This is a genomic window from Caballeronia sp. LZ016 (assembly GCF_031450805.1).
Classification (GTDB): domain Bacteria; phylum Pseudomonadota; class Gammaproteobacteria; order Burkholderiales; family Burkholderiaceae; genus Caballeronia.
The window spans coordinates 2,036,630-2,055,599 of record NZ_JARTVY010000001.1; the positions used below are offsets into that span (position 1 = coordinate 2,036,630).

The 18,970-nt window shown below is 64.8% G+C and carries 15 protein-coding genes; 10 read left to right on the top strand and 5 right to left on the bottom strand.

Annotated elements, in window-relative coordinates; all coding sequences use genetic code 11:
- Window positions 1-307 precede the first annotated feature (307 nt).
- Complete coding sequence (locus P9220_RS09720; protein ID WP_309764654.1) at window positions 308-619, top strand: hypothetical protein; 312 nt, start codon at window positions 308-310, stop codon at window positions 617-619.
- Between the two features lie 200 nt (window positions 620-819).
- On the opposite strand, the gene P9220_RS09725 is transcribed toward P9220_RS09720, so the two are convergent.
- Together P9220_RS09725 and P9220_RS09730 are read right to left on the bottom strand one after the other, a co-directional pair.
- Window positions 820-1,065 carry a hypothetical protein gene (locus tag P9220_RS09725; protein ID WP_309764655.1) on the bottom strand — a complete coding sequence of 82 codons (246 nt, stop codon included), beginning with the start codon at window positions 1,063-1,065 and terminating at the stop codon, window positions 820-822.
- Between the two features lie 202 nt (window positions 1,066-1,267).
- Entirely contained in the window at window positions 1,268-1,669 is a 402-nt protein-coding gene (locus P9220_RS09730) for a transposase (RefSeq protein ID WP_035969202.1), read from the bottom strand.
- Between the two features lie 423 nt (window positions 1,670-2,092).
- On the opposite strand from P9220_RS09730, the gene P9220_RS09735 reads away from it, so the two are divergent.
- The 9 genes from P9220_RS09735 to truB all read left to right on the top strand — a co-directional run bounded on the left by P9220_RS09735 (window position 2,093) and on the right by truB (window position 14,399).
- Window positions 2,093-2,995, top strand: a complete 903-nt coding sequence (locus tag P9220_RS09735; RefSeq protein ID WP_309765442.1) for a LysR substrate-binding domain-containing protein — start codon at window positions 2,093-2,095, stop codon at window positions 2,993-2,995.
- 84 nt (window positions 2,996-3,079) lie between these two features.
- Complete coding sequence (locus P9220_RS09740; RefSeq protein ID WP_309764656.1) at window positions 3,080-4,315, top strand: pyridoxal phosphate-dependent aminotransferase; 1,236 nt, start codon at window positions 3,080-3,082, stop codon at window positions 4,313-4,315.
- A gap of 315 nt (window positions 4,316-4,630) precedes the next feature.
- Window positions 4,631-5,527 (top strand): SMC-Scp complex subunit ScpB, encoded by an 897-nt coding sequence (gene scpB, locus P9220_RS09745; RefSeq protein ID WP_309764657.1) that lies wholly within the window; start codon window positions 4,631-4,633, stop codon window positions 5,525-5,527.
- A gap of 127 nt (window positions 5,528-5,654) precedes the next feature.
- Window positions 5,655-7,574 carry a 23S rRNA pseudouridine(2605) synthase RluB gene (rluB, locus tag P9220_RS09750; RefSeq protein WP_309764658.1) on the top strand — a complete coding sequence of 640 codons (1,920 nt, stop codon included), beginning with the start codon at window positions 5,655-5,657 and terminating at the stop codon, window positions 7,572-7,574.
- Window positions 7,575-7,939: 365 nt separating this feature from the next.
- A complete protein-coding gene (gene rimP / locus P9220_RS09755) occupies window positions 7,940-8,398 on the top strand; it encodes a ribosome maturation factor RimP (RefSeq protein WP_309765443.1) in 459 nt (152 codons plus the stop codon).
- Complete coding sequence (gene nusA, locus P9220_RS09760; RefSeq protein WP_040050197.1) at window positions 8,395-9,870, top strand: transcription termination factor NusA; 1,476 nt, start codon at window positions 8,395-8,397, stop codon at window positions 9,868-9,870. The genes rimP and nusA overlap by 4 nt, the downstream gene beginning before the upstream one ends.
- Before the next feature lie 93 nt (window positions 9,871-9,963).
- Window positions 9,964-12,981 (top strand): translation initiation factor IF-2, encoded by a 3,018-nt coding sequence (infB, locus tag P9220_RS09765; protein WP_309764659.1) that lies wholly within the window; start codon window positions 9,964-9,966, stop codon window positions 12,979-12,981.
- Between the two features lie 95 nt (window positions 12,982-13,076).
- Window positions 13,077-13,454 carry a 30S ribosome-binding factor RbfA gene (rbfA, locus tag P9220_RS09770; protein ID WP_309764660.1) on the top strand — a complete coding sequence of 126 codons (378 nt, stop codon included), beginning with the start codon at window positions 13,077-13,079 and terminating at the stop codon, window positions 13,452-13,454.
- 3 nt (window positions 13,455-13,457) lie between these two features.
- Window positions 13,458-14,399 (top strand): tRNA pseudouridine(55) synthase TruB, encoded by a 942-nt coding sequence (gene truB, locus P9220_RS09775; protein WP_309764661.1) that lies wholly within the window; start codon window positions 13,458-13,460, stop codon window positions 14,397-14,399.
- Between the two features lie 70 nt (window positions 14,400-14,469).
- Here truB and P9220_RS09780 read toward each other — a convergent pair whose 3' ends face one another.
- The 3 genes from P9220_RS09780 to P9220_RS09790 are packed head-to-tail and all read right to left on the bottom strand — an operon-like array spanning window position 14,470 to window position 18,922.
- Window positions 14,470-16,029, bottom strand: a complete 1,560-nt coding sequence (locus tag P9220_RS09780) for a DHA2 family efflux MFS transporter permease subunit (RefSeq protein WP_309764663.1) — start codon at window positions 16,027-16,029, stop codon at window positions 14,470-14,472.
- 24 nt (window positions 16,030-16,053) lie between these two features.
- Window positions 16,054-17,325, bottom strand: coding sequence for an EmrA/EmrK family multidrug efflux transporter periplasmic adaptor subunit (locus P9220_RS09785; protein ID WP_309764664.1), 1,272 nt, complete (start codon window positions 17,323-17,325; stop codon window positions 16,054-16,056).
- A gap of 52 nt (window positions 17,326-17,377) precedes the next feature.
- Complete coding sequence (locus P9220_RS09790) at window positions 17,378-18,922, bottom strand: efflux transporter outer membrane subunit (protein ID WP_309764665.1); 1,545 nt, start codon at window positions 18,920-18,922, stop codon at window positions 17,378-17,380.
- Between the last annotated feature and the right edge of the window lie 48 nt (window positions 18,923-18,970).

Consider the following 18,970-nt stretch of genomic DNA (forward strand, 5'->3'; position numbering starts at 1 on the left):
AAAGCAGCAATAAAGTAAATAGAACCAATTTGATTGGGGTAACGTATTGGTTTCAGGGCAATTCGCTCCGTCATCGCGTGTTCAGAGCGCATCGGCGAGTGGTGCAGAAAGCGCGTGATCAGCGCGCGTTCAACGGGGGTTTTTAAGAGAAAGCAGCACCTAACGCAAGCGGCGGCCAAACATTCAGGCTGCGAACGGTGGTCTCGCTCGTCAGTGTGAAATTCGGCGCGCCGCGTTTAGTCGACGTCGCGGGCCGTCTTGCGACCGTCACGAGCGTCGTCATGGCTGCATAGGAAGAAAGAACGAGATGACCACGTATTCCAACGAAGCCGTACTGGAAGCACTTCGCCGGGCGCAGTATCGTCAGGTTCCGTGGGCGAAACGCCCCAACGTTTTCGACCGTCTTCGCGCCCTCGGACTACTCGAACTCGCGCGGCAGAGAACCGTCGCGCCGGCGCCCGGGTTCCACGCACCCGTCGATATCGCCGTCGTCACCGAGCGGGGAAAGCAGGAATTTTCGCGGTTGTCGAAAGATGAGCGGTCGATCGACTGGGACCTGCGCCGGAGCGAGCCTTACACCTTCGGCGGCCACGAAGCGATGCTCGAAGCGAGAATCTAGTCCACGCGCTCGAGGGCAGCGTCAGCATCGGCTACTGGCCGAGGGTGCGGCGTCGTCGGTGCATGCGGGTGAGGAAAGTGGAAAAAAGCCCGTATCCTGGGATACGGGCAGACCGGATATCACTGTTGCCATGCTGTGCTCATGGCATAAGGTGTGACTGATGGCGGCGCGCGTGGTTCCGCCTCGACGAACGTCGGCGATCAGTGCTGCGGCGAGCGTTCTTCGCGATCGTTGTCAGGCCGGGCGCGCACGTTACTCGCGATATCCCCGCGCGGCGCGGGCGGTGCCGTAGCGCGGGCGCGCGCGGCGTTCTGTTGCGTGGCCGTCGCGGTCCGGGTACTCAGGCGCAAATCGGACGATGCCAGCGGCGGCTGCGTGTGGCCCGCTGCCGCTACACCGGCGAGCGCACCGAGCGCACCTCGGACGAGCAGAGTCGATGCCTTCATGGAAAGTCCTTCGAGTCCTCGTGGACGTGTTTATCCACCCCACAAGCTATGCCTCGTCGGACCGAACCGCTGTAAGCAATGGTAAAGAGTTGTATCGCGTCAGGCGCGCAGCGCTTGGGCGATGAGGGAGAACAGCATGCGCGAAAGGGAGAGCGGCCGAGCCGTAGCCGGCGCGCAACCGGCTACGTTCAGAGAAGCGAACTCAGGCCATTTTGGCGGGCGCGCGCCACGATTCCGGATTGGTCCAGAATGCGCCGCGCAAGCGATCGCGGCTCGGCGGCGCCGGCGGCTTTACCGCGCTGGAGCCGATGCGTCCACGCAACGAGACCTCGCGGCCGTTGCTCGACAGACGCTTCACGATTTCGGCGAGCGTGCCATCGGCTTGCCATTCGTCGAAGCGACGACGGCAGGTGGGCGGCGAAGGATAACGGCCGGGGAGCTTCGACCAGCCTTCGCCTGTCGACAACACCCAGAGCACGGCGTTGACTACCGAGCGCGCTTCGACACGCGGACGGCCGCGCCGCTCGCTGCGTGCCGGCTCGGAACAGAACAACGCCTCAACCAGCGCCCACTCGTTATCTCTCAAATCGTCGAACAGCACCATATCTCACCTCAGCGAAGCTAACCCCGGTGCGCTGCCCCGCGCCGCGCACTCTGGTCGGAATCCGATGAACGAATACCAGGGAAGGCCGAAACCGCCGCGGCGACCATGTTTCGATATCTCCGCGTAGGACTCCGACCCTGTGCGCAATGAAATGCGAGAACCGTGCCATGCATGTCGCGAAATCCGGGAAACCCGCATGGCAGTAGGCTGACGCGATGCCAGCATGGCCCGTATCAGACCCGAAACGGATTGATTAAGAAATCGGGACAATCACCAATCCTGTGCAGCGGGCCCATCAGCCGTGCGTCGAGGGTGGATTGCTGCACTGCGGCGAAACCGCGGCTGCGAGCGGCGCGAGGCGCTATGCGCATATAATCCGGCATGAAAACCGGCTATTAATGAATCATCGGAATGAACGCGCCTTTGAACGTGACGTTGCGGCAACTGCGCGTCTTTATCGAGGTATCGCGCCTGCGCAGCTTTAGCCGCGCAGGCGATGAGATCGGCCTCACGCAGTCGGCGGTCAGCCGGTGCGTGCGTGAGCTGGAAGGCGAGATCGGCCTGAAACTGATCGACCGGACCACGCGCGAAGTGCAATTGACGGATGTCGGCGTCCATCTCGTCGGCACGGTGTCGCGGCTGCTGGCCGATCTGGACGAAGCGCTGCGCGAAGTGCGCGACCTCCGGCAGCAGCGCCGCGGACGCGTGATTGTCGCCGCGAGTCCGACGGTCGCCTGCCGGCTGATGCCGCGCGTGATCGCATCGTGTCTGCGTCAGCATCCGCTGATCGCCCTCAGCCTGCGCGACGACGTGCAGTCGGACGTGGTGCGCAAGGTCAAATCGGGCGAAGTCGACTTCGGGGTCGTGATCGGCCCGTTCGCCGCCGACGAGCTCGAGTGCCAGCCCGTGATGACCGATTCCTTCTGTCTCGTCGCGCGACGCGACCACCCGCTCGCGCAGGATCGCGTCGCGCCCTGGGCCGCCCTCGCCGGCGAACGGCTCGTGATGCTCGATCACGCATCGGGCAGCCGGCCGATTATCGATGCCGTCATGGCGGAGCACGGCGTCGACGCGCACGTCGTGCAGGAGCTCGGTCATTCGGCGACCGTCTTCGGTCTCGTGGAGGCGGGCGTCGGCGTCAGCGTGCTGCCGTGGCTCGCGCTGCCGCTGCCGGCGGATTCGTCGCTCGTCGCGTTGCCGCTCGAGCCGCGCGCCGAGCGCACCGTCGAGCTGGTGCGGCGGCGCGACCGGTCGTTGTCGCCTGCCGCGGAATCCGTCTGGACGCTGATCGCTGGGCTCCCGGCGCGAGCGGAAGAACTGGAGTGAGCGCGAATGAACGCGAATGAGCGGCGGGCCATCTCGAAATTGACGCCGCCGCGTTAGACTTCGTTCTTTTCGACGGAGCGGGCGATGAGTGAATCGGAAGGCGCGGTGATCGTTGAATTGAGCGGCTTGACGGGCGCGCAGCCGGACACGCGCGGCGCTCCTAATGCGCGCGATGCCGTGCGGGCGCTGCGGCCTTCGCAGATCCGCGAAGTCGCGAATGCGGGCTTCGGCGTGCCGGATGTGCTGCCGTTCTGGTTCGGCGAGTCGGACCGCGTCACGCCGCCGTTCATCCGGGATGCCGCGAGCCGCGCGCTCGCCGACGGCGCCACCTTCTACACGCACAATCTCGGTGTCGCACCGCTGCGCGAGGCGCTCGGGCGCTACGTCGGCGCACTGCACGGCGAGACGCCGGCGGCCAACATCGCGGTCACGAGCGCCGGAGTCAACGCGCTGATGCTGGCGGCGCAGCTCGTCGTCGGGGCGGGCGATCGCGTCGTCGCCGTGACGCCGCTCTGGCCGAACCTCGTCGAAATTCCGAAGATTCTCGGCGCGACGGTCGAGACCGTGTCCCTGAGCTACGGCCCGCGCGGCTGGGCGCTGGACGTCGAGCAACTGCTCGCCGCGTTGACGCCGTCCACGCGGATGCTGATGATCAACTCGCCCAACAACCCGACCGGCTGGACGATGACCCGCGACGAGCAGCGCGTCGTGCTCGAACACTGCCGGCGGCATGGCATCTGGATCGTCGCGGACGAAGTCTACGAGCGCCTCTATTACGGCGGGGAGGCAACGGTCGCGCCGTCGTTTCTGGATCTCGCGGCGCGCGACGAACGCGTGATCGCGGTCAATTCGTTCTCGAAAGCGTGGCTCATGACCGGCTGGCGTCTCGGCTGGATCGTCGCGCCGGCGGCCTTGATGGACGATCTCGGCAAGCTCGTCGAATACAACACATCGTGCGCGCCGTCGTTCGTGCAGCAGGCGGGCATCGTCGCAGTCGAGGAGGGCGAAGCCTTCACGCGATCGCTCGTCGCCGATCTGCGTGCAAGCCGCGATCACCTCGTCAAGGCGCTGCAAACCATCGACGGCGTGGATGTCCGCGCCCCCGACGGCGCGATGTACGTGTTTTTCTCGCTGCCCGGCGCGTCGAGCAGCCTCGCGTTGTGCAAATCACTGGTGCGCGAGGCTGGCCTCGGACTCGCGCCCGGCAGCGCGTTCGGCGCGGAAGGCGAAGGATTCGTGCGCTGGTGCTATGCGTGCGACCCGGCGCGACTCGACGAAGGCGTCGAACGCTTGCGGCGTTTCCTCGCGGAACGCACGTAATCAGTGAGCGCCGGGGCAGCGAATCAATCACCTTTACGCCCCGGTTCTTTTTGCGTAATATGGCGCTCAGTCATGCGCTTTCGCCTAGGAAAGCGCCACCTCGTCCGGCTGGGATGGCCCGGCGATTCGCTCACCGATCGCCCATTGACGCCTCTCCCCGGTGCGTGCTCCCAATCAATATGACCGATCAATCGGGCGAGCGCGTCTGAAACTCCGCGTCCAGCATTATCGCGCGCACCGCTTCGGTGCCTTTCGAACCCGCTCAGGCTCGATTTGAATTCGGATCATTGACCATACAGGGTTGACCCAAGCTGCATGAATACCCAAGAGGCGAAAATCGTCCTCGAGACCGCTTTGATTTGCGCGCAAGAGCCGTTGCGGCTGAGTGAACTGCGCAAGCTCTTCGTCGAAGACATATCGGCGGATACCGTGCGCACGCTGCTCGAAGAACTCCAGGCCGCATGGTCGGATCGTGGCGTCGAGCTGGTGGCGCTCGCGTCGGGATGGCGCTTTCAGAGCAAGCCCGCCATGCGGACCTATCTCGATCGTCTGCATCCGGAAAAACCGCCGAAGTATTCGCGCGCCGTCATGGAGACGCTGGCGATCATTGCTTATCGTCAGCCGGTGACGCGGGGCGATATCGAGGAAATTCGCGGCGTCACGGTCAATACGCAAGTGGTCAAGCAGTTGGAAGATCGCGGATGGATCGAGGTGATCGGTCATCGTGACGTGCCCGGCCGGCCCGCGCTCTACGCGACGACGAAGCAGTTCCTCGACGATCTCGGCCTCACCGCGCTCGACGAGTTGCCGGCGCTGGACAATCCGTCGTCGCAACTGGAAGCGACGCTGCTCGCGCAGCATTCGATCGATTTCCCGGATGGCGCGGCGGCGCAGACATCGCCGGAAAATGCTGCCGGCGAGAGCGGCGGGCAGGGCGCGCCAGCGGTGGTTATCGATAAGACCGGCGCAGGCGCGTCGGAGAGTCACGACGAAGGCGGAACGGTTCATGCGGATTTCGATGGCGCCAATGCTGCCTCGCCGCTGACCGAACTTCGCGTGCAGCCGCTGAAGCCCGAGCACGAGGCCTCCGAAGCCGGCCGTGCGGATGCCGCTCGTGGGGCGCAGCGCGACGAACAGGACACACACGCATCGGCCGACGCTGATCTGACTGACGACGATTCCGAAGAGGAACCGAAGGCGCGCCGCGCGTGATGCAATTGCATGGCCCCTGATTTCACCGGTCTTCGATAAAAGATTACGTCGAAGACGAAGGCCGGACCGGTCAGCGGATATTTTTGACGCGCCCCCTTGTGCGCGCAATTCGACATTTGAGGTTGTTTTGACACACTCCCACGACAGCGATTCGCCCGAATCCGCGCGGCCCGTGCATGCCGCGGACGCCCATGAGTCGGCCGATGCCGGCGAACGCACGCGCATCGACGAGAGCGCCGATGGCGATGATCGCCCGCGCCGCGGCCTGCGCCGCGGGCCGCGCAGCCTGATCGCGCGACGCCGCGCTGTCGCCAAGACGAAGGGCGCCGATGGCGCGCCCGCCGCGCCCGGCGCGGTGACGGAAGCGCCGCCCGATGGCGTCGTGGCTGCGCAGGTCCGCATGCCGCGCAAGGATGCGAGCGCGAAGAAGCCGCGCAATGCCGGCGGCGAACCGCACGAGGACAAGCAGGGCGAGAAGCCCGCGCAGAAGCAAGGCGGGCGCAAGAACACGCGTCGCAATCCGGGCGAGGCGGGAGTCGAGGCATCGGGCGATGCCGCAGCTGCTGCCCCGCGCGAAGGCGGCCGGCGCAAAGGTCCGCAGCAGAAGCGCGAGAAGCCGGAAAAGCAAGGCAAGCGCGGCGACGCGGGTCCCGCGACGGTCGAGAAGGCCGCCGCCGCTGCCGTCGACGACGTCTTCGCCTACGTGACATCGCCCGCATTCGACGCGGACAACGGCGCCGCCGGCGTGCGCGCGCCGATGCTGCGCCGTGGCCGCAACGCGCCTCAGCAAAAGCGCGTGCTCGAGCCGGACGACGACGCACCGAAGCTCCACAAGGTCCTCGCCGATGCCGGCATGGGCTCGCGGCGCGACATGGAAGAACTGATCATCGCGGGGCGCGTGTCGGTCAACGGCGAGCCGGCGCACATCGGCCAGCGCATCATGCCGACCGACCAGGTGCGCATCAACGGCAAGCCGCTCAAGCGCAAGCTCGCGAGCAAGCCGCCGCGCATCCTGCTGTATCACAAGCCGACGCGCGAGATCGTCAGCCACGCGGACCCGGAAGGGCGTCCGTCTGTGTTCGACAAGCTCCCGTCGATGAAAACGGCCAAGTGGCTCGCGGTCGGCCGTCTGGACTTCAACACGGAAGGGCTGCTGCTGCTCACCACATCGGGTGATCTGGCGAATCGCTTCATGCACCCGCGCTATAGCGTCGAGCGCGAGTACGCGGTGCGCGTCGTCGGCCAGTTGTCGGAGGCGATGAAGCAGAAGCTGCTGAAAGGCATCGAACTCGACGACGGTCCCGCGAACTTCCTGCGCATTCAGGATGGCGGCGGCGAAGGCACGAATCACTGGTATCACGTCGCGCTGGCGGAAGGCCGCAACCGCGAAGTGCGCCGGATGTTCGAAGCCGCTGGCCTGATGGTCAGCCGTCTGATCCGCACGCGTCACGGTCCGATCGCGTTGCCGCGCGGCCTCAAGCGCGGCCGCTGGGAAGAACTGGAAGACAATCAGGTGCGCAGCCTGATGGAGTCCGTCGGACTGAAGGCGCCGGTTGCCGAAAAGGGCGGACGCAGTGCGGCGCCGCGTGTGCAGCCCGATCCGATGCAGACCTCGATGGGCTTCATCACGCGCGAACCCGTGTTGAGTTCGCACTCGCGCATGGCGCAGACGCCGGTTCGCGGCGGGCGGCGCGGTGCGGCGGCGGGCGGGATGCCGGGCGCGTTCGGCGTCGGCGGCATGGGGGGCTTCGGCGCGAACACCGGCAATGCGGGCGGTCCCGGCCGACGCGGCGGCCGTGAAGTGAACGGCAACCGAATCGGCGGTGAGCCGAACGGCAATCGCGCAAATGGCGGCGGTCGCGGTCCGGCTCAGCGCGGCGTTCGTCCGCAAGGCGGGCCGCAGGGTGCGAGCGGCCCGGCCAAGCGCGCAAACGGCAATGGCCCGCGCGGCGGCAATCGTCAGGGCGGCGGCCAGCAGCCGGGCGCAGCGCAAGGGAAGGCCGGTGCGGGTCGTGGCGGTCCGCGCAATCGCTCGCGCGGGCGATGAAAACCGTGCGCGTCGCCTGATCGGGCGACGGGCCGAACCGGTCGGAAGCGGTGCTTTCGACCGACTTCGAAAACGCGCAGCCAGCACTATCGAGAGAACGCAAAAAAGCATGCGATCCGGCGCGAAACGGGGCCGAACGCGCGCGCTACGTTTGCGTTTATCCCGAAAAATGGCTAAAATCACGAAGTCGCTGGGCACATAGTTTTCGCGCTGCCCGGGTGCGACCTCGGTTGAAAAAGATGGGCGTTGCGCCCATTTTTTTTTGGCTTTTTGGTTCGGCATCTCGGGAGCAGGGGTGCGCGCCCGGTCAAGGCGCTCGCCCGCAGGTGTTTCGCGGCGCGATGCGCGAACACCTTGGAGTTACTGTGCAACTGACGGAATTGATTGAAACCACGGTCTCGAGCCTGGGCTACGAGCTTGTCGATCTCGAACGTTCGGGAGGCGGCATGCTGCGCATCTATATCGACCAGCCGGCCGGTATCGCCATCGAAGACTGCGAAAAAGTCACGCGTCAGCTCCAGTACGTGCTCGAGGTCGAGAATATCGACTATGACCGCCTCGAAGTGTCGTCGCCGGGGCTCGATCGCCCGCTCAAGAAGCTGGCCGATTTCGAGCGCTTCGCGGGAAGCGAAGTCGTCATCACACTGAAAAAGCCGCTGGACGGGCGCAAGTCGTTCCGGGGCATTCTGCACGCCCCGCAAGGCGAAAAGATCGAATTGGAATTTGAAGGGAAAGACGGCGCCGCAGTGCTCGATTTCACGCTCGCGGACCTCGATAAAGCACGTCTCGTCCCCAAAGTTGACTTTAGGAGCCGCAAACAATGAGTCGCGAAGTTTTGATGCTGGCGGATGCGCTGGCGCGCGAAAAGAACGTCAACAAGGACGTGGTGTACGCAGCCCTGGAGGCTGCGCTTGCTTCGGCAACGAAGAAGCTGTTCGAGGAAGATGTCGATATCCGTGTCGCGATCGACCGTGAAAGCGGCGAACACGAAACGTTCCGCCGCTGGCGTGTGGTGCCGGACGAGGCCGGCCTTCAAGAGCCGGATCAGGAAATCCTGTTGTTCGAAGCGAAGGAGCAAAAGCCCGACGCGGAAGTGGACGATTTCATCGAAGAACCCATTCCCTCGATCGAGTTCGGCCGTATCGGCGCGCAGGCGGCCAAGCAGGTCATTTTGCAGAAAGTGCGTGATGCCGAGCGCGAGCAGATTCTGAACGACTTTCTCGAGCGCGGTGAAAAGATCATGACCGGCTCGGTCAAGCGTCTGGACAAGGGCAATTTCATCGTCGAATCGGGCCGCGTCGAAGCGCTGCTGCGCCGCGATCAGCTCATTCCGAAGGAAAACCTGCGCGTGGGCGACCGCGTGCGCGCGTACATCGCGAAGGTGGACCGCACGGCGCGTGGCCCGCAAATCGAACTCTCGCGCACGGCGCCCGAGTTCCTGATGAAGCTGTTCGAGCTGGAAGTGCCGGAAATCGAACAAGGGCTGCTGGAAATCAAGGCGGCCGCGCGCGATCCCGGCGTGCGTGCGAAAATCGGGGTGATCGCCTATGACAAGCGTATCGACCCGATCGGTACCTGCGTTGGCATCCGCGGTTCGCGCGTTCAGGCGGTACGTAACGAGCTCGGTGGCGAGAACGTCGACATCGTGCTATGGTCGGAAGACCCCGCGCAGTTCGTGATCGGCGCCCTCGCGCCGGCAGCCGTCCAGTCGATCGTCGTCGATGAAGAAAAGCATTCGATGGACGTCGTCGTCGACGAAAGCGAGCTCGCGGTCGCCATCGGCCGCAGCGGCCAGAACGTTCGACTCGCCAGCGAACTCACCGGCTGGCAGATCAACATCATGACGCCGGACGAATCGGCGTTGAAGCAGAACGAAGAGCGTGGCAAGTTGCGCGACCTGTTCATGGCGCGTCTGGATGTGGACGAGGAAGTCGCAGACATCCTGATCGACGAAGGCTTCACGAGCCTCGAAGAAATCGCCTATGTGCCGCTCAACGAGATGCTCGAAATCGAAGCCTTCGACGAAGACACCGTGCACGAGCTGCGTAACCGCTCGCGCGATGCGCTCCTGACGATGGCCATCGCCAACGAAGAGAAGGTGGAAGGCGTCGCGCTCGATCTTAAAAGTCTGGAAGGCATGGACAACGAGCTTCTCGCGAAGCTCGCGGAGCACCAGGTTCAAACCCGCGACGACCTCGCGGAGCTGGCAGTAGATGAACTGGTCGAAATGACCGGTATGGAAGAGGATGCCGCTAAGGCGTTGATCATGAAAGCACGTGAACACTGGTTCCAGTGAGAAATGACCATGGCGCACTGAAATTTGGCGGCCGGTTCGGCCGCGTGACCCCGATCTAACCGCAAGGATTGGTCCTTGCATCAAGAGGAATGAATGGCGAGTAACAACGTAGCCCAATTTGCCGCGGAACTCAAAATGCCTGCGGGCGTCCTGCTCGAGCAGTTGCAGGCGGCTGGCGTCCAGAAAGCGAGCGCGAATGACGACCTGTCCGAGACGGACAAGGCGCGTCTGCTCGATCATTTGCGCAAGTCGCACGGTTCCGCCGAGGCCGACAAGCGCAAGATCACTTTGACCCGCCGGCATACGTCGGAAATCAAGCAATCCGACGCAACGGGTAAAGCTCGCACCATTCAGGTCGAGGTGCGCAAAAAACGTGTTTTCGTGAAGCGCGACGAAACCGGCGTCGAGCAGCCTGTCGAAACGCCGAATCACGTCGAAGAGCCGGAAGTCGACGAGGCCGAACTGCAGCGCCGCGAGGAAGAAGCACGCCGCGCCGCCGAGCAGCTCGAGCGCGAAGAGCGCGAGCTGAAGGAGCGTCAGGCTCAGCTCGAGCGCGAGGAAGCGGAGCGTCGCGCTCGCGAGGAAGCGGCCGAAGCCGAGCGTCGCAAGCAGGAAGCCGAGGCGGCACGCCGCGCGGCGGCGGCGGCGCAGGCAGCCGAAATCTCGCGCGCGGCTCAGGCTGCGCGTCAGGAATCGCGCGCGCAGGTCACCGCGGAAGCGAAGGCCGAGCCGAAGCAGGACAAACAAGACAAGCAGGACGACAGCGCCCAGCGCGCAGCCGCTGCTGCCGCCGAGAAGGCCGCCGCGGAAAAGGCAGCGGAAGAGAAGGCAGCCACCGAGCGCGCCGCGCAGCGCGAAGCCGCGAAGAAAGCGGAAGAAGACGCGAAGGCGGCCGCTGAGAAGGCGCGCATGGAGCAAGAAGCAATCGCGAAGCGCAGGGCGGCGGCCGAAGCCGAAGCGCGCGCTATCCGCGAAATGATGAACACGCCGCGCAAGGCGCAAGTCAAGGCGCCGGAGCCGGCGCCTGCTGCAAAGCCCGCGGAAGCGGCGAAGGCGGCCGAGGCCAAGGGTACGCTGCACAAGCCGGCGAAGCCGGAAGGCGCGCAGGCACCCCGCCCCGCAGTGAAGAAGCCGGCTGTCGGCGGTGCGGCGGCGCCCGCAACGGCGGCTCCTTCCGGCGACAAGAAGAAGGCCGGCGGCAAGGGCGGCTGGCAGGACGACGCATCGAAGCGCCGTGGCATCAAGACGCGCGGCGACACGAGCGGCGGCGTCGATCGCGGCTGGCGCGGCGGTCCGAAGGGCCGTGGCAAGCATCAGGACCAGACCACGTTCCAGGCGCCGACCGAGCCGATCGTCCGTGAAGTGCACGTGCCGGAAACCATTTCGGTGGCCGACCTCGCGCACAAGATGTCGGTGAAGGCTTCCGAAGTCATCAAGGTGATGATGAAGCTCGGCCAGATGGTCACCATCAATCAGGTGCTGGACCAGGAAACCGCGATGATCGTCGTCGAGGAACTGGGTCATCGCGCGGTTGCGGCCAAGCTGGACGATCCGGAAGCGCTGCTGATCGAAGGCGAAACGACCGAGGAAACGGCGGAGCGTCTGCCGCGTCCGCCGGTGGTGACCGTGATGGGCCACGTCGACCACGGCAAGACGTCGCTGCTCGACTACATCCGTCGCGCGAAAGTGGCGGCGGGCGAAGCGGGCGGCATCACGCAGCATATCGGCGCTTATCACGTCGATACGCCGCGCGGCGTCATCACCTTCCTCGACACGCCGGGTCACGAAGCCTTCACGGCCATGCGTGCGCGCGGCGCCAAGGCGACCGACATCGTCATTCTGGTGGTCGCAGCCGACGACGGCGTGATGCCGCAGACGAAGGAAGCGATTGCTCACGCGAAGGCGGGCGGCGTGCCGATCGTCGTCGCGATCAACAAGATCGACAAGCCGGAAGCCAACCCGGACCGCGTGAAGCAGGAACTGGTCGCGGAAGGCGTGGTGCCGGAAGAGTACGGCGGCGATTCGCCGTTCATCGAAGTGTCGGCGAAGACCGGCAAGGGCATCGACGATCTGCTGGAAAACGTCTCGCTGCAGGCCGAAGTGCTGGAACTGACCGCACCGGTCGAAGCGGCCGCGAAGGGCCTCGTCATCGAAGCCAAGCTGGATAAGGGCAAGGGCCCGGTCGCGACCATCCTGGTGCAGTCGGGCACGCTGAATCGCGGTGACGTGGTTCTCGCGGGCAGCGCCTACGGTCGCGTTCGTGCAATGCTGGACGAAACTGGCAAGCCGACGAAGACCGCGGGTCCGTCGATCCCGGTCGAAATCCAGGGCCTGTCGGAAGTGCCGGCGGCGGGCGAAGAAGTCATCGTGTTGCCGGACGAGCGCAAGGCGCGCGAAATCGCGCTGTTCCGTCAGGGCAAGTTCCGCGACGTGAAGCTCGCGAAGCAGCAGGCCGCGAAGCTCGAAAACATGCTCGAGCAGATGGGCGAAGGCGAAGTGCAGAACCTGCCGCTCATCGTCAAGGCGGACGTGCAGGGCTCGCAGGAAGCGCTGGTGCAGTCGCTGCAAAAGCTGTCGACGGGCGAAGTGCGCGTGCAGATCGTGCACAGCGCGGTCGGCGCGATCAGCGAGTCGGACGTCAACCTGGCGACGGCGTCGAAGGCGGTCATCATCGGCTTCAACACGCGTGCGGACGCGCAAGCCCGCAAGCTGGCCGAATCGAACGGCATCGACATTCGCTACTACAACATCATCTACGACGCAGTGGATGAGGTGAAGGCGGCGATGTCCGGCATGCTCGCGCCGGAGAAGCGCGAGACGGTGACGGGCACGGTAGAAGTGCGTCAGGTCATCCGCGTGCCGAAGGTCGGTCTGATCGCGGGTTGTATGGTGACGGACGGTTTCGTCAAGCGTTCCTCGTCGGTGCGCGTGATCCGCAACAACGTCGTCATTCATACGGGCGAGCTGGATTCGCTGAAGCGCTTCAAGGACGACGTCAAGGAAGTGCGTCAGGGCTTCGAGTGCGGTATCTCGATCAAGAACTTCAACGACATCGTCGAAGGCGATCAGCTGGAAGTGTTCGAAGTGACGGAAGTGGCTCGCACGCTGTAACGCATCACTACGCTGAGCCTCGGGGCGGAGCGGGCCAATTGGCTGGCTCCGCCTTTTTCTTTGGCGCGGCGGCGGATTAGAAACGGAACGAAATCATGGCTAAAAGACGGACATCCACGAACCGCAACGTGCAGATTGCGGATCAGATTCAGCGCGATTTGTCGGAGCTGATGCGCGAGGTGAAAGATCCGCGCGTCGGAATGGTGACGATTCAAAGCGTCGAGCTCACGCCGGACTACGCGCACGCGAAGGTCTACTTCACCACGCTGACGGGCGATCCCAAGCAGACGCAGGAAGCGCTGAATCACGCGGCGGGGCATCTGCACAATCAGTTGTTCAAGCGGCTGCATATTCATACGGTGCCGACGCTGCACTTCCGCTATGACCAGACGATCGAGAAGGCTGTCGAGATGTCGCGCCTGATCGACGAGGCAAACGCGACGCGCGCGAAGGACGACGAGGAAGGCGCCTGAGCGATGACCGCTTCGAAGAATCAGGCCGCGCGGCCCAAGCTCGTGCGCCGCGCGCTCGATGGCGTGCTGCTGCTGGACAAGCCGCTCGGGTTGTCGAGCAACGACGCGCTCATCAAGGCGAAGCGCATCTATCTCGCGAAGAAAGCCGGTCACACCGGCACGCTCGATCCGCTCGCGACCGGCCTCTTGCCGCTTTGCTTCGGCGAGGCAACCAAGTTTTCGCAGGACCTGCTCGAAGCCGACAAGACCTACGAAGCGACGATGCGCTTGGGTATCCGCACGGCGACGGGCGATGCCGAAGGCGAGGCGGTCGAAGTCCGCGACGTCGCGTGCGATGAAGCGGCTGTCGAAGCGGCGATGACGCGATTTCTAGGCGATATCGTGCAGGTGCCGCCGATGTACTCGGCATTGAAACGTGATGGCAAGCCGCTCTACGAGTATGCACGCGCGGGGCAGACGGTCGAGCGCGAAGCCCGTCCGGTGACGATCCACGCTTTGAAGATGATCGCGTGCGCGCTGCCGCTCGTGACCTTTCGCGTGACGTGCAGCAAGGGTACGTATGTGCGTACGCTCGCGGAAGATATCGGTGAGGCGCTCGGCTGCGGCGCGCATCTGACGGCGTTGCGTCGCACGTGCGTTGGCGCGTTGACGCTCGAGAACGCGGTGACGCTGGACGAACTGACGGCACTGAACGAAGCGGACCGGGACGCGCGGCTTCAGCCGGTGGATGCGCTGTTGTCCACGTTTCCCGCCGTGCAGCTCGACGACAAAGCATGTCGCCGGTTTCTGCATGGGCAGCGGCTGAGGCTGGCCGATGTATCGCCCGATCAAATCGAAGCGGGCCGCGTGCGCGTCTATGCGCAGGAAGGCGGCCGATTGCTCGGCGTCGCGAAAGCGGGCGAGGGCGTGCTCGCGCCGGAGCGGCTGGTGGTCACGGCAAGCTGAGAGCGTAAAAGAAAAGCCCGGAGGCGCAAGACTCCGGGCTTTTTTTCTCAGGCGTGCGGCGCAAGAAGACTCAATGCGCCGCCGATGCCGCCGCCGCCGAATCCCCGCCGCCCGCACGTTCCGGGCGCGTAATCCAGATCAGCGCGATCAGCGCGACGAAAATCCCCGCCGAAATATAAAACATGTCGTTCACGCCGAGCTGCGCGGCCTGCTGCGTCGCCATGCTGTTGAAGAGACCGTAAGTCTGTTCCTGCGACATGCCCAGCGCGCCCATCTGCTGCATCGAATTGGCGAATGTCGGGTTGTAGGCGTTCGCCTGTTCGACGAGCTGCGCGTGATGCACGATCGTCCGATGCTCCCACGCCGTCGAGAAAATCGACGTGCCGATACCGCCGCACATGATCCGCACGAAGTTCGACAATCCCGACGCCGCCGGAATCCGATGCCCCGGCAGGCCCGACAGCGTGATCGACACCAGCGGAATGAAGAAGCCCGCCATGCCGATGCCCTGAATCAGCGTCGGCAGCGTCAGCGACCACGTATCGACGCCGGTCGTGTAACGCGAACGCATCCAGAAGCAAAGCGCAAACACGAGAAACGCAGCCGTCGCGATGCGGCGCGGATCGGTGCGCGGCAGGAACTTGCCGGTGATCGGCGAAAGCAGGATCGCGAACACGCCGACGGGCGCCATCACGAGCCCCGCGTTGGTCGCGGTATAGCCGATGTCCGTTTGCAGCCACAGCGGCAGCAGCACCAGATTGCCGAAGTAGAGGCCGTATCCGACCGACAACGCGATCGTCCCGCCCGTGAAGTTGCGCAGATTGAAGAGCGACAAATCGACGACCGGATGCTCCGCCGTCAACTCCCACACGATAAAGAACGCGAACGAGATGACCGCGATCAGCGCGAGCACGACGATGGTCGTCGAATTGAACCAGTCGAGGTCCTTGCCCTTGTCGAGCATGACCTGCAGCGAGCCGACCCACACGACCAGCAGCGCGAGTCCGACCGTGTCGATCGGCGCCTTGCGGATGGCCGAATCGCGGTCGCGGAAGATCGCGTACGTCGCGAGCGCCGCCGCGATCCCGACGGGAATGTTCACGTAGAAGATCCACGGCCACGAGATGTTGTCCGAAATCCATCCGCCGAGCACGGGGCCGGCAACGGGCGCGATCAGCGTGGTCATCGACCACATGGAGAGCGCCATCGGCGCTTTTTCGCGTGGATAGCTTGCAAGCAGCAGCGTTTGCGAGAGCGGAATCATCGGGCCGGCGACCGCGCCTTGGAGCACGCGCGCGGCGAGCAGGAAGGGCAGCGTCGGCGCGAGCCCGCACAGCCACGACGCGAGCACGAAGAGAATGATCGAGCCGAGAAAGAGGCGCACCTGGCCGATGCGCTGCGTGAGCCAGCCCGTGAGCGGCACCGAGATCGCGTTGGCGACCGCGAACGACGTGATGACCCACGTGCCCTGATCCGACGATACGCCGAGGTCGCCGGAGATCGACGGAATCGATACGTTCGCGATGGACGTGTCGAGCACGTTCATGAACACCGCGAGCGACACGGCGATCGTCCCGACGACCAGCTTCCCGCCCGAGAGAGGCGCATGAACGACGTTAGCTTGAGACATGTGTTAGGTCCGCGATACTGCCGCTTACATGAGCTTGGCGGCCGACGCCGACTTCGCCGCAATGCCGCGCGAAGCGGACGACGGCGACGACGACGCGCCCTGCGTACCAGCGCTCGTACCGGCGTTTTGCTGGATGATGCGCGCGATTTCAGCGTCCGCCTGCTCGCCGTACTTGTCGAACACGTTGGTCTGATACACCGTGTTCTGCGCCGCGCCGAGCTGGCCGCCTTGCTCGTCCTTGATCGTGACATCCACGTTCATCGACAGGCCGATACGCAGCGGATGCTGTTCCAGTTCCTTCGGATCGAGCTGGATACGGACCGGCAGGCGCTGCACCACCTTGATCCAGTTGCCCGTCGCGTTCTGCGCCGGCAGCAGCGAGAACGCCGAGCCGGTGCCGGCGGAAAAGCCGATCACCTTGCCGTGGAACACCACGCCCGAACCATAGAGGTCGGCCGTCAGTTCGACCGGCTGGCCGATGCGCATGTGCTTCAGCTGCACTTCCTTGAAGTTGGCGTCGACCCATACGGCGTTGAGCGGCACGATCGCCATCAGCGGGTTGCCCGGCGCCACGCGCTGGCCGACCTGCACCGAGCGCTTCGCCACATAGCCGGTGACCGGCGCGGGCAGCGTGTTGCGCGCATAGTTGATGTACGAATCGCGCACCTTCGCGGCGGCGGCGAGCACGTTCGGATGATCGGCGATGGTCGTGTTGGCCGTCAGCGACCGGTTCGACGCGAGTTCCTGCTGGGCTGCGTCGAGCGCGGCCTGCGCGCTGCGCACGGCATCGCGTGCGTGCGAGATTTCTTCCTGCGATACCGCGCCCGTCTGCGCAACGGTCAGGCGGCGGCGAAGGTCGTCCTGCGCGCGAGAGAGGTCCGATTTGCGCAGCGCGATCTGCGCTTCGTACTGGTTGTTGTTGACGAAGAACGTGCGGACCTGGCGAACCGTCTGCGCGAGGTTCGCTTCGGCCTGATCGAGTGCGACCTTCGAATCGGCCGGATCGAGCGCGACGAGCGGATCGCCCGCTTTCACGGTCTGCGTATCGTCGGCATTGACGGATATGACCGTGCCGACCACTTGCGGCGTGATCTGCACGACGTTGCCGTTGACGTACGCGTCATCGGTGTCTTCGTGGAAGCGCGCGACGAGGAAGTAATACAGGCCGTACGCGACAGCCGCGATGATGATGACGAGCACGATCAGCGCCATCAGCCGGCGGCGCTTGCCGTTGTTTTGCTTCGGCGCGGGCGCGGCGGCGGGTGCGCTGGCGGCGTTTTGTTTAGGGTCGCTCATGAAGGGCTCCGAAAATTCCGTATTGGTCTTGATGCGTGTTCTTGTGCGCGGCTCAGTGCGATGCCGCCTGATTCGCGGTCTGATTCGCGGTCTGGTTCGCGGCCTGGCGCTGTCCGCTGCCGTCGATGGCGAGGTCGGTGCTCGTCGCGTCGAATCCGCCGCCGAGTGCGCGGATCAGCGCGATTTGCAGATCGCTTCGCTTCAGGCGCAGGTTCGTCACCGTCTGCTCGTTGGCGAGGCGGTTCTGATCGGCCGTCAACACCTGCAATTGCGGCGACAGGCCCGCCTTGTAGCGGATCACCGCGAGCTGGTAGGCGCTCGTGGCTGCGGCGAGTGCGCGCTGTGCGTCGGCCATTTGCCTGTCGAGCGCGCGGATCGCGGCGATGTTGGTCGCCACGTCGTTCAGCGCGTTGATGAGCGTCTGGTTGTAGTTCGCGACATCGCCCTCGAAATCCGCGTAGCGGCCTTTCAGCTGCGCGCGCAGTGCGCCGGCGTCGAAGATCGGCAGGTGGATTGCCGGGCCTGCCTGAATCTGCCGGCTGCTCGCCTGCAGGAAACGGCCCCAGCCGAAGGCATCGAAGCCGAAGCCCGCCGCCAGGTTGATGTCCGGGAAGAACTCGGCCTTCGCTTCCTTGATGTTGTGCGTAGCCGCTTCGATCTGCCAGCGGGCCGCGACGATATCCGGCCGGCGCGAAATCAGATCGGCGGGCACGTTGTCGGGCAGCGCCACGTTGATGTCCGGATTGATCACCGGATTGGCGATCTGCAGCCCGCGATCGGGACCCTTCCCGAGCAGCGCCGCCAGCTGATAGCGCACCGACTGGATTTGCCCGTCGAGCTCGCTGAGATTGGTCTGGCTGGTCGCGACGTTGCCCTCGGCCGTGCGTTGTTCGACGTTCGTGTCGAGACCGGCGGTGACGCGCCCGCTCGTGATGCGGCCCACGTTCTCCCGATTGGCGATTTCGCGCTGCGTGACGTCCCGCAGCGCGTAGAGCAGCGCCAGCTGGTTGTACGTGCGCGCCACCGACGCGGCCAGCGTGACGCGCGCCTGCTGCATGTCCGCCTCGGCGGCTTTCTGCTGCGAAACCGCCATGTTCAGGCGCGAGCGGTTCTTGCCCCACAGATCGAGGTCCCACGACGCGCTCGCGAGCACGTTGTTCTCGCTGTACCACGTCCCGCCGTAGGGCGGCGGGAAGAGGGCGTTCGCCGAGTACAACTCGCGCGTCCACGAATACTTCACGTCGGCGTGCGGATACAGCGTCGAGCGCGAGCTTTCGATATAAGACGACGCCTTCGCGATGCGCGCCTGCGCCTGCGCGATGCTCGGATTGCCCGCGAGCGCCTCGTCGATCAGTTGCGGCAGTTGCGGGTCGCCGAACTGTTTCGCCCAGTCGAGGCTCGGCCACTGGCCGCCCTGCGCCGGCACGCTCTGCGAAGACTCCAGAGTCTCGGGCGCGGTGATCTGCTTGTCGCTCGAAATGCCCGCGTAATTCGCGCAGCCCGCGACCGCGAGCGCCGCCACGGCGGCGGCCACGGCGCTCTGCGCTCGGCGCAATCCGCTCGCGGGCCGAAGTGCGGACAAGGAAAGGTGTTTCATCGCTCGTCTCTCGAGAGAGGTATGGATTATGGACGTTGCAACTATCTC

Coding starts and splice junctions, on each gene's coding strand:
- P9220_RS09720 (WP_309764654.1), top strand. CDS start 308: ATGACCACGTATTCCAACGAAGCCGTACTGGAAGCACTTCGCCGGGCG.
- P9220_RS09725 (WP_309764655.1), bottom strand. CDS start 1,065: ATGAAGGCATCGACTCTGCTCGTCCGAGGTGCGCTCGGTGCGCTCGCC.
- P9220_RS09730 (WP_035969202.1), bottom strand. CDS start 1,669: ATGGTGCTGTTCGACGATTTGAGAGATAACGAGTGGGCGCTGGTTGAG.
- P9220_RS09740 (WP_309764656.1), top strand. CDS start 3,080: ATGAGTGAATCGGAAGGCGCGGTGATCGTTGAATTGAGCGGCTTGACG.
- scpB (WP_309764657.1), top strand. CDS start 4,631: ATGAATACCCAAGAGGCGAAAATCGTCCTCGAGACCGCTTTGATTTGC.
- nusA (WP_040050197.1), top strand. CDS start 8,395: ATGAGTCGCGAAGTTTTGATGCTGGCGGATGCGCTGGCGCGCGAAAAG.
- infB (WP_309764659.1), top strand. CDS start 9,964: ATGGCGAGTAACAACGTAGCCCAATTTGCCGCGGAACTCAAAATGCCT.
- rbfA (WP_309764660.1), top strand. CDS start 13,077: ATGGCTAAAAGACGGACATCCACGAACCGCAACGTGCAGATTGCGGAT.
- truB (WP_309764661.1), top strand. CDS start 13,458: ATGACCGCTTCGAAGAATCAGGCCGCGCGGCCCAAGCTCGTGCGCCGC.
- P9220_RS09780 (WP_309764663.1), bottom strand. CDS start 16,029: ATGTCTCAAGCTAACGTCGTTCATGCGCCTCTCTCGGGCGGGAAGCTG.
- P9220_RS09785 (WP_309764664.1), bottom strand. CDS start 17,325: ATGAGCGACCCTAAACAAAACGCCGCCAGCGCACCCGCCGCCGCGCCC.
- P9220_RS09790 (WP_309764665.1), bottom strand. CDS start 18,922: ATGAAACACCTTTCCTTGTCCGCACTTCGGCCCGCGAGCGGATTGCGC.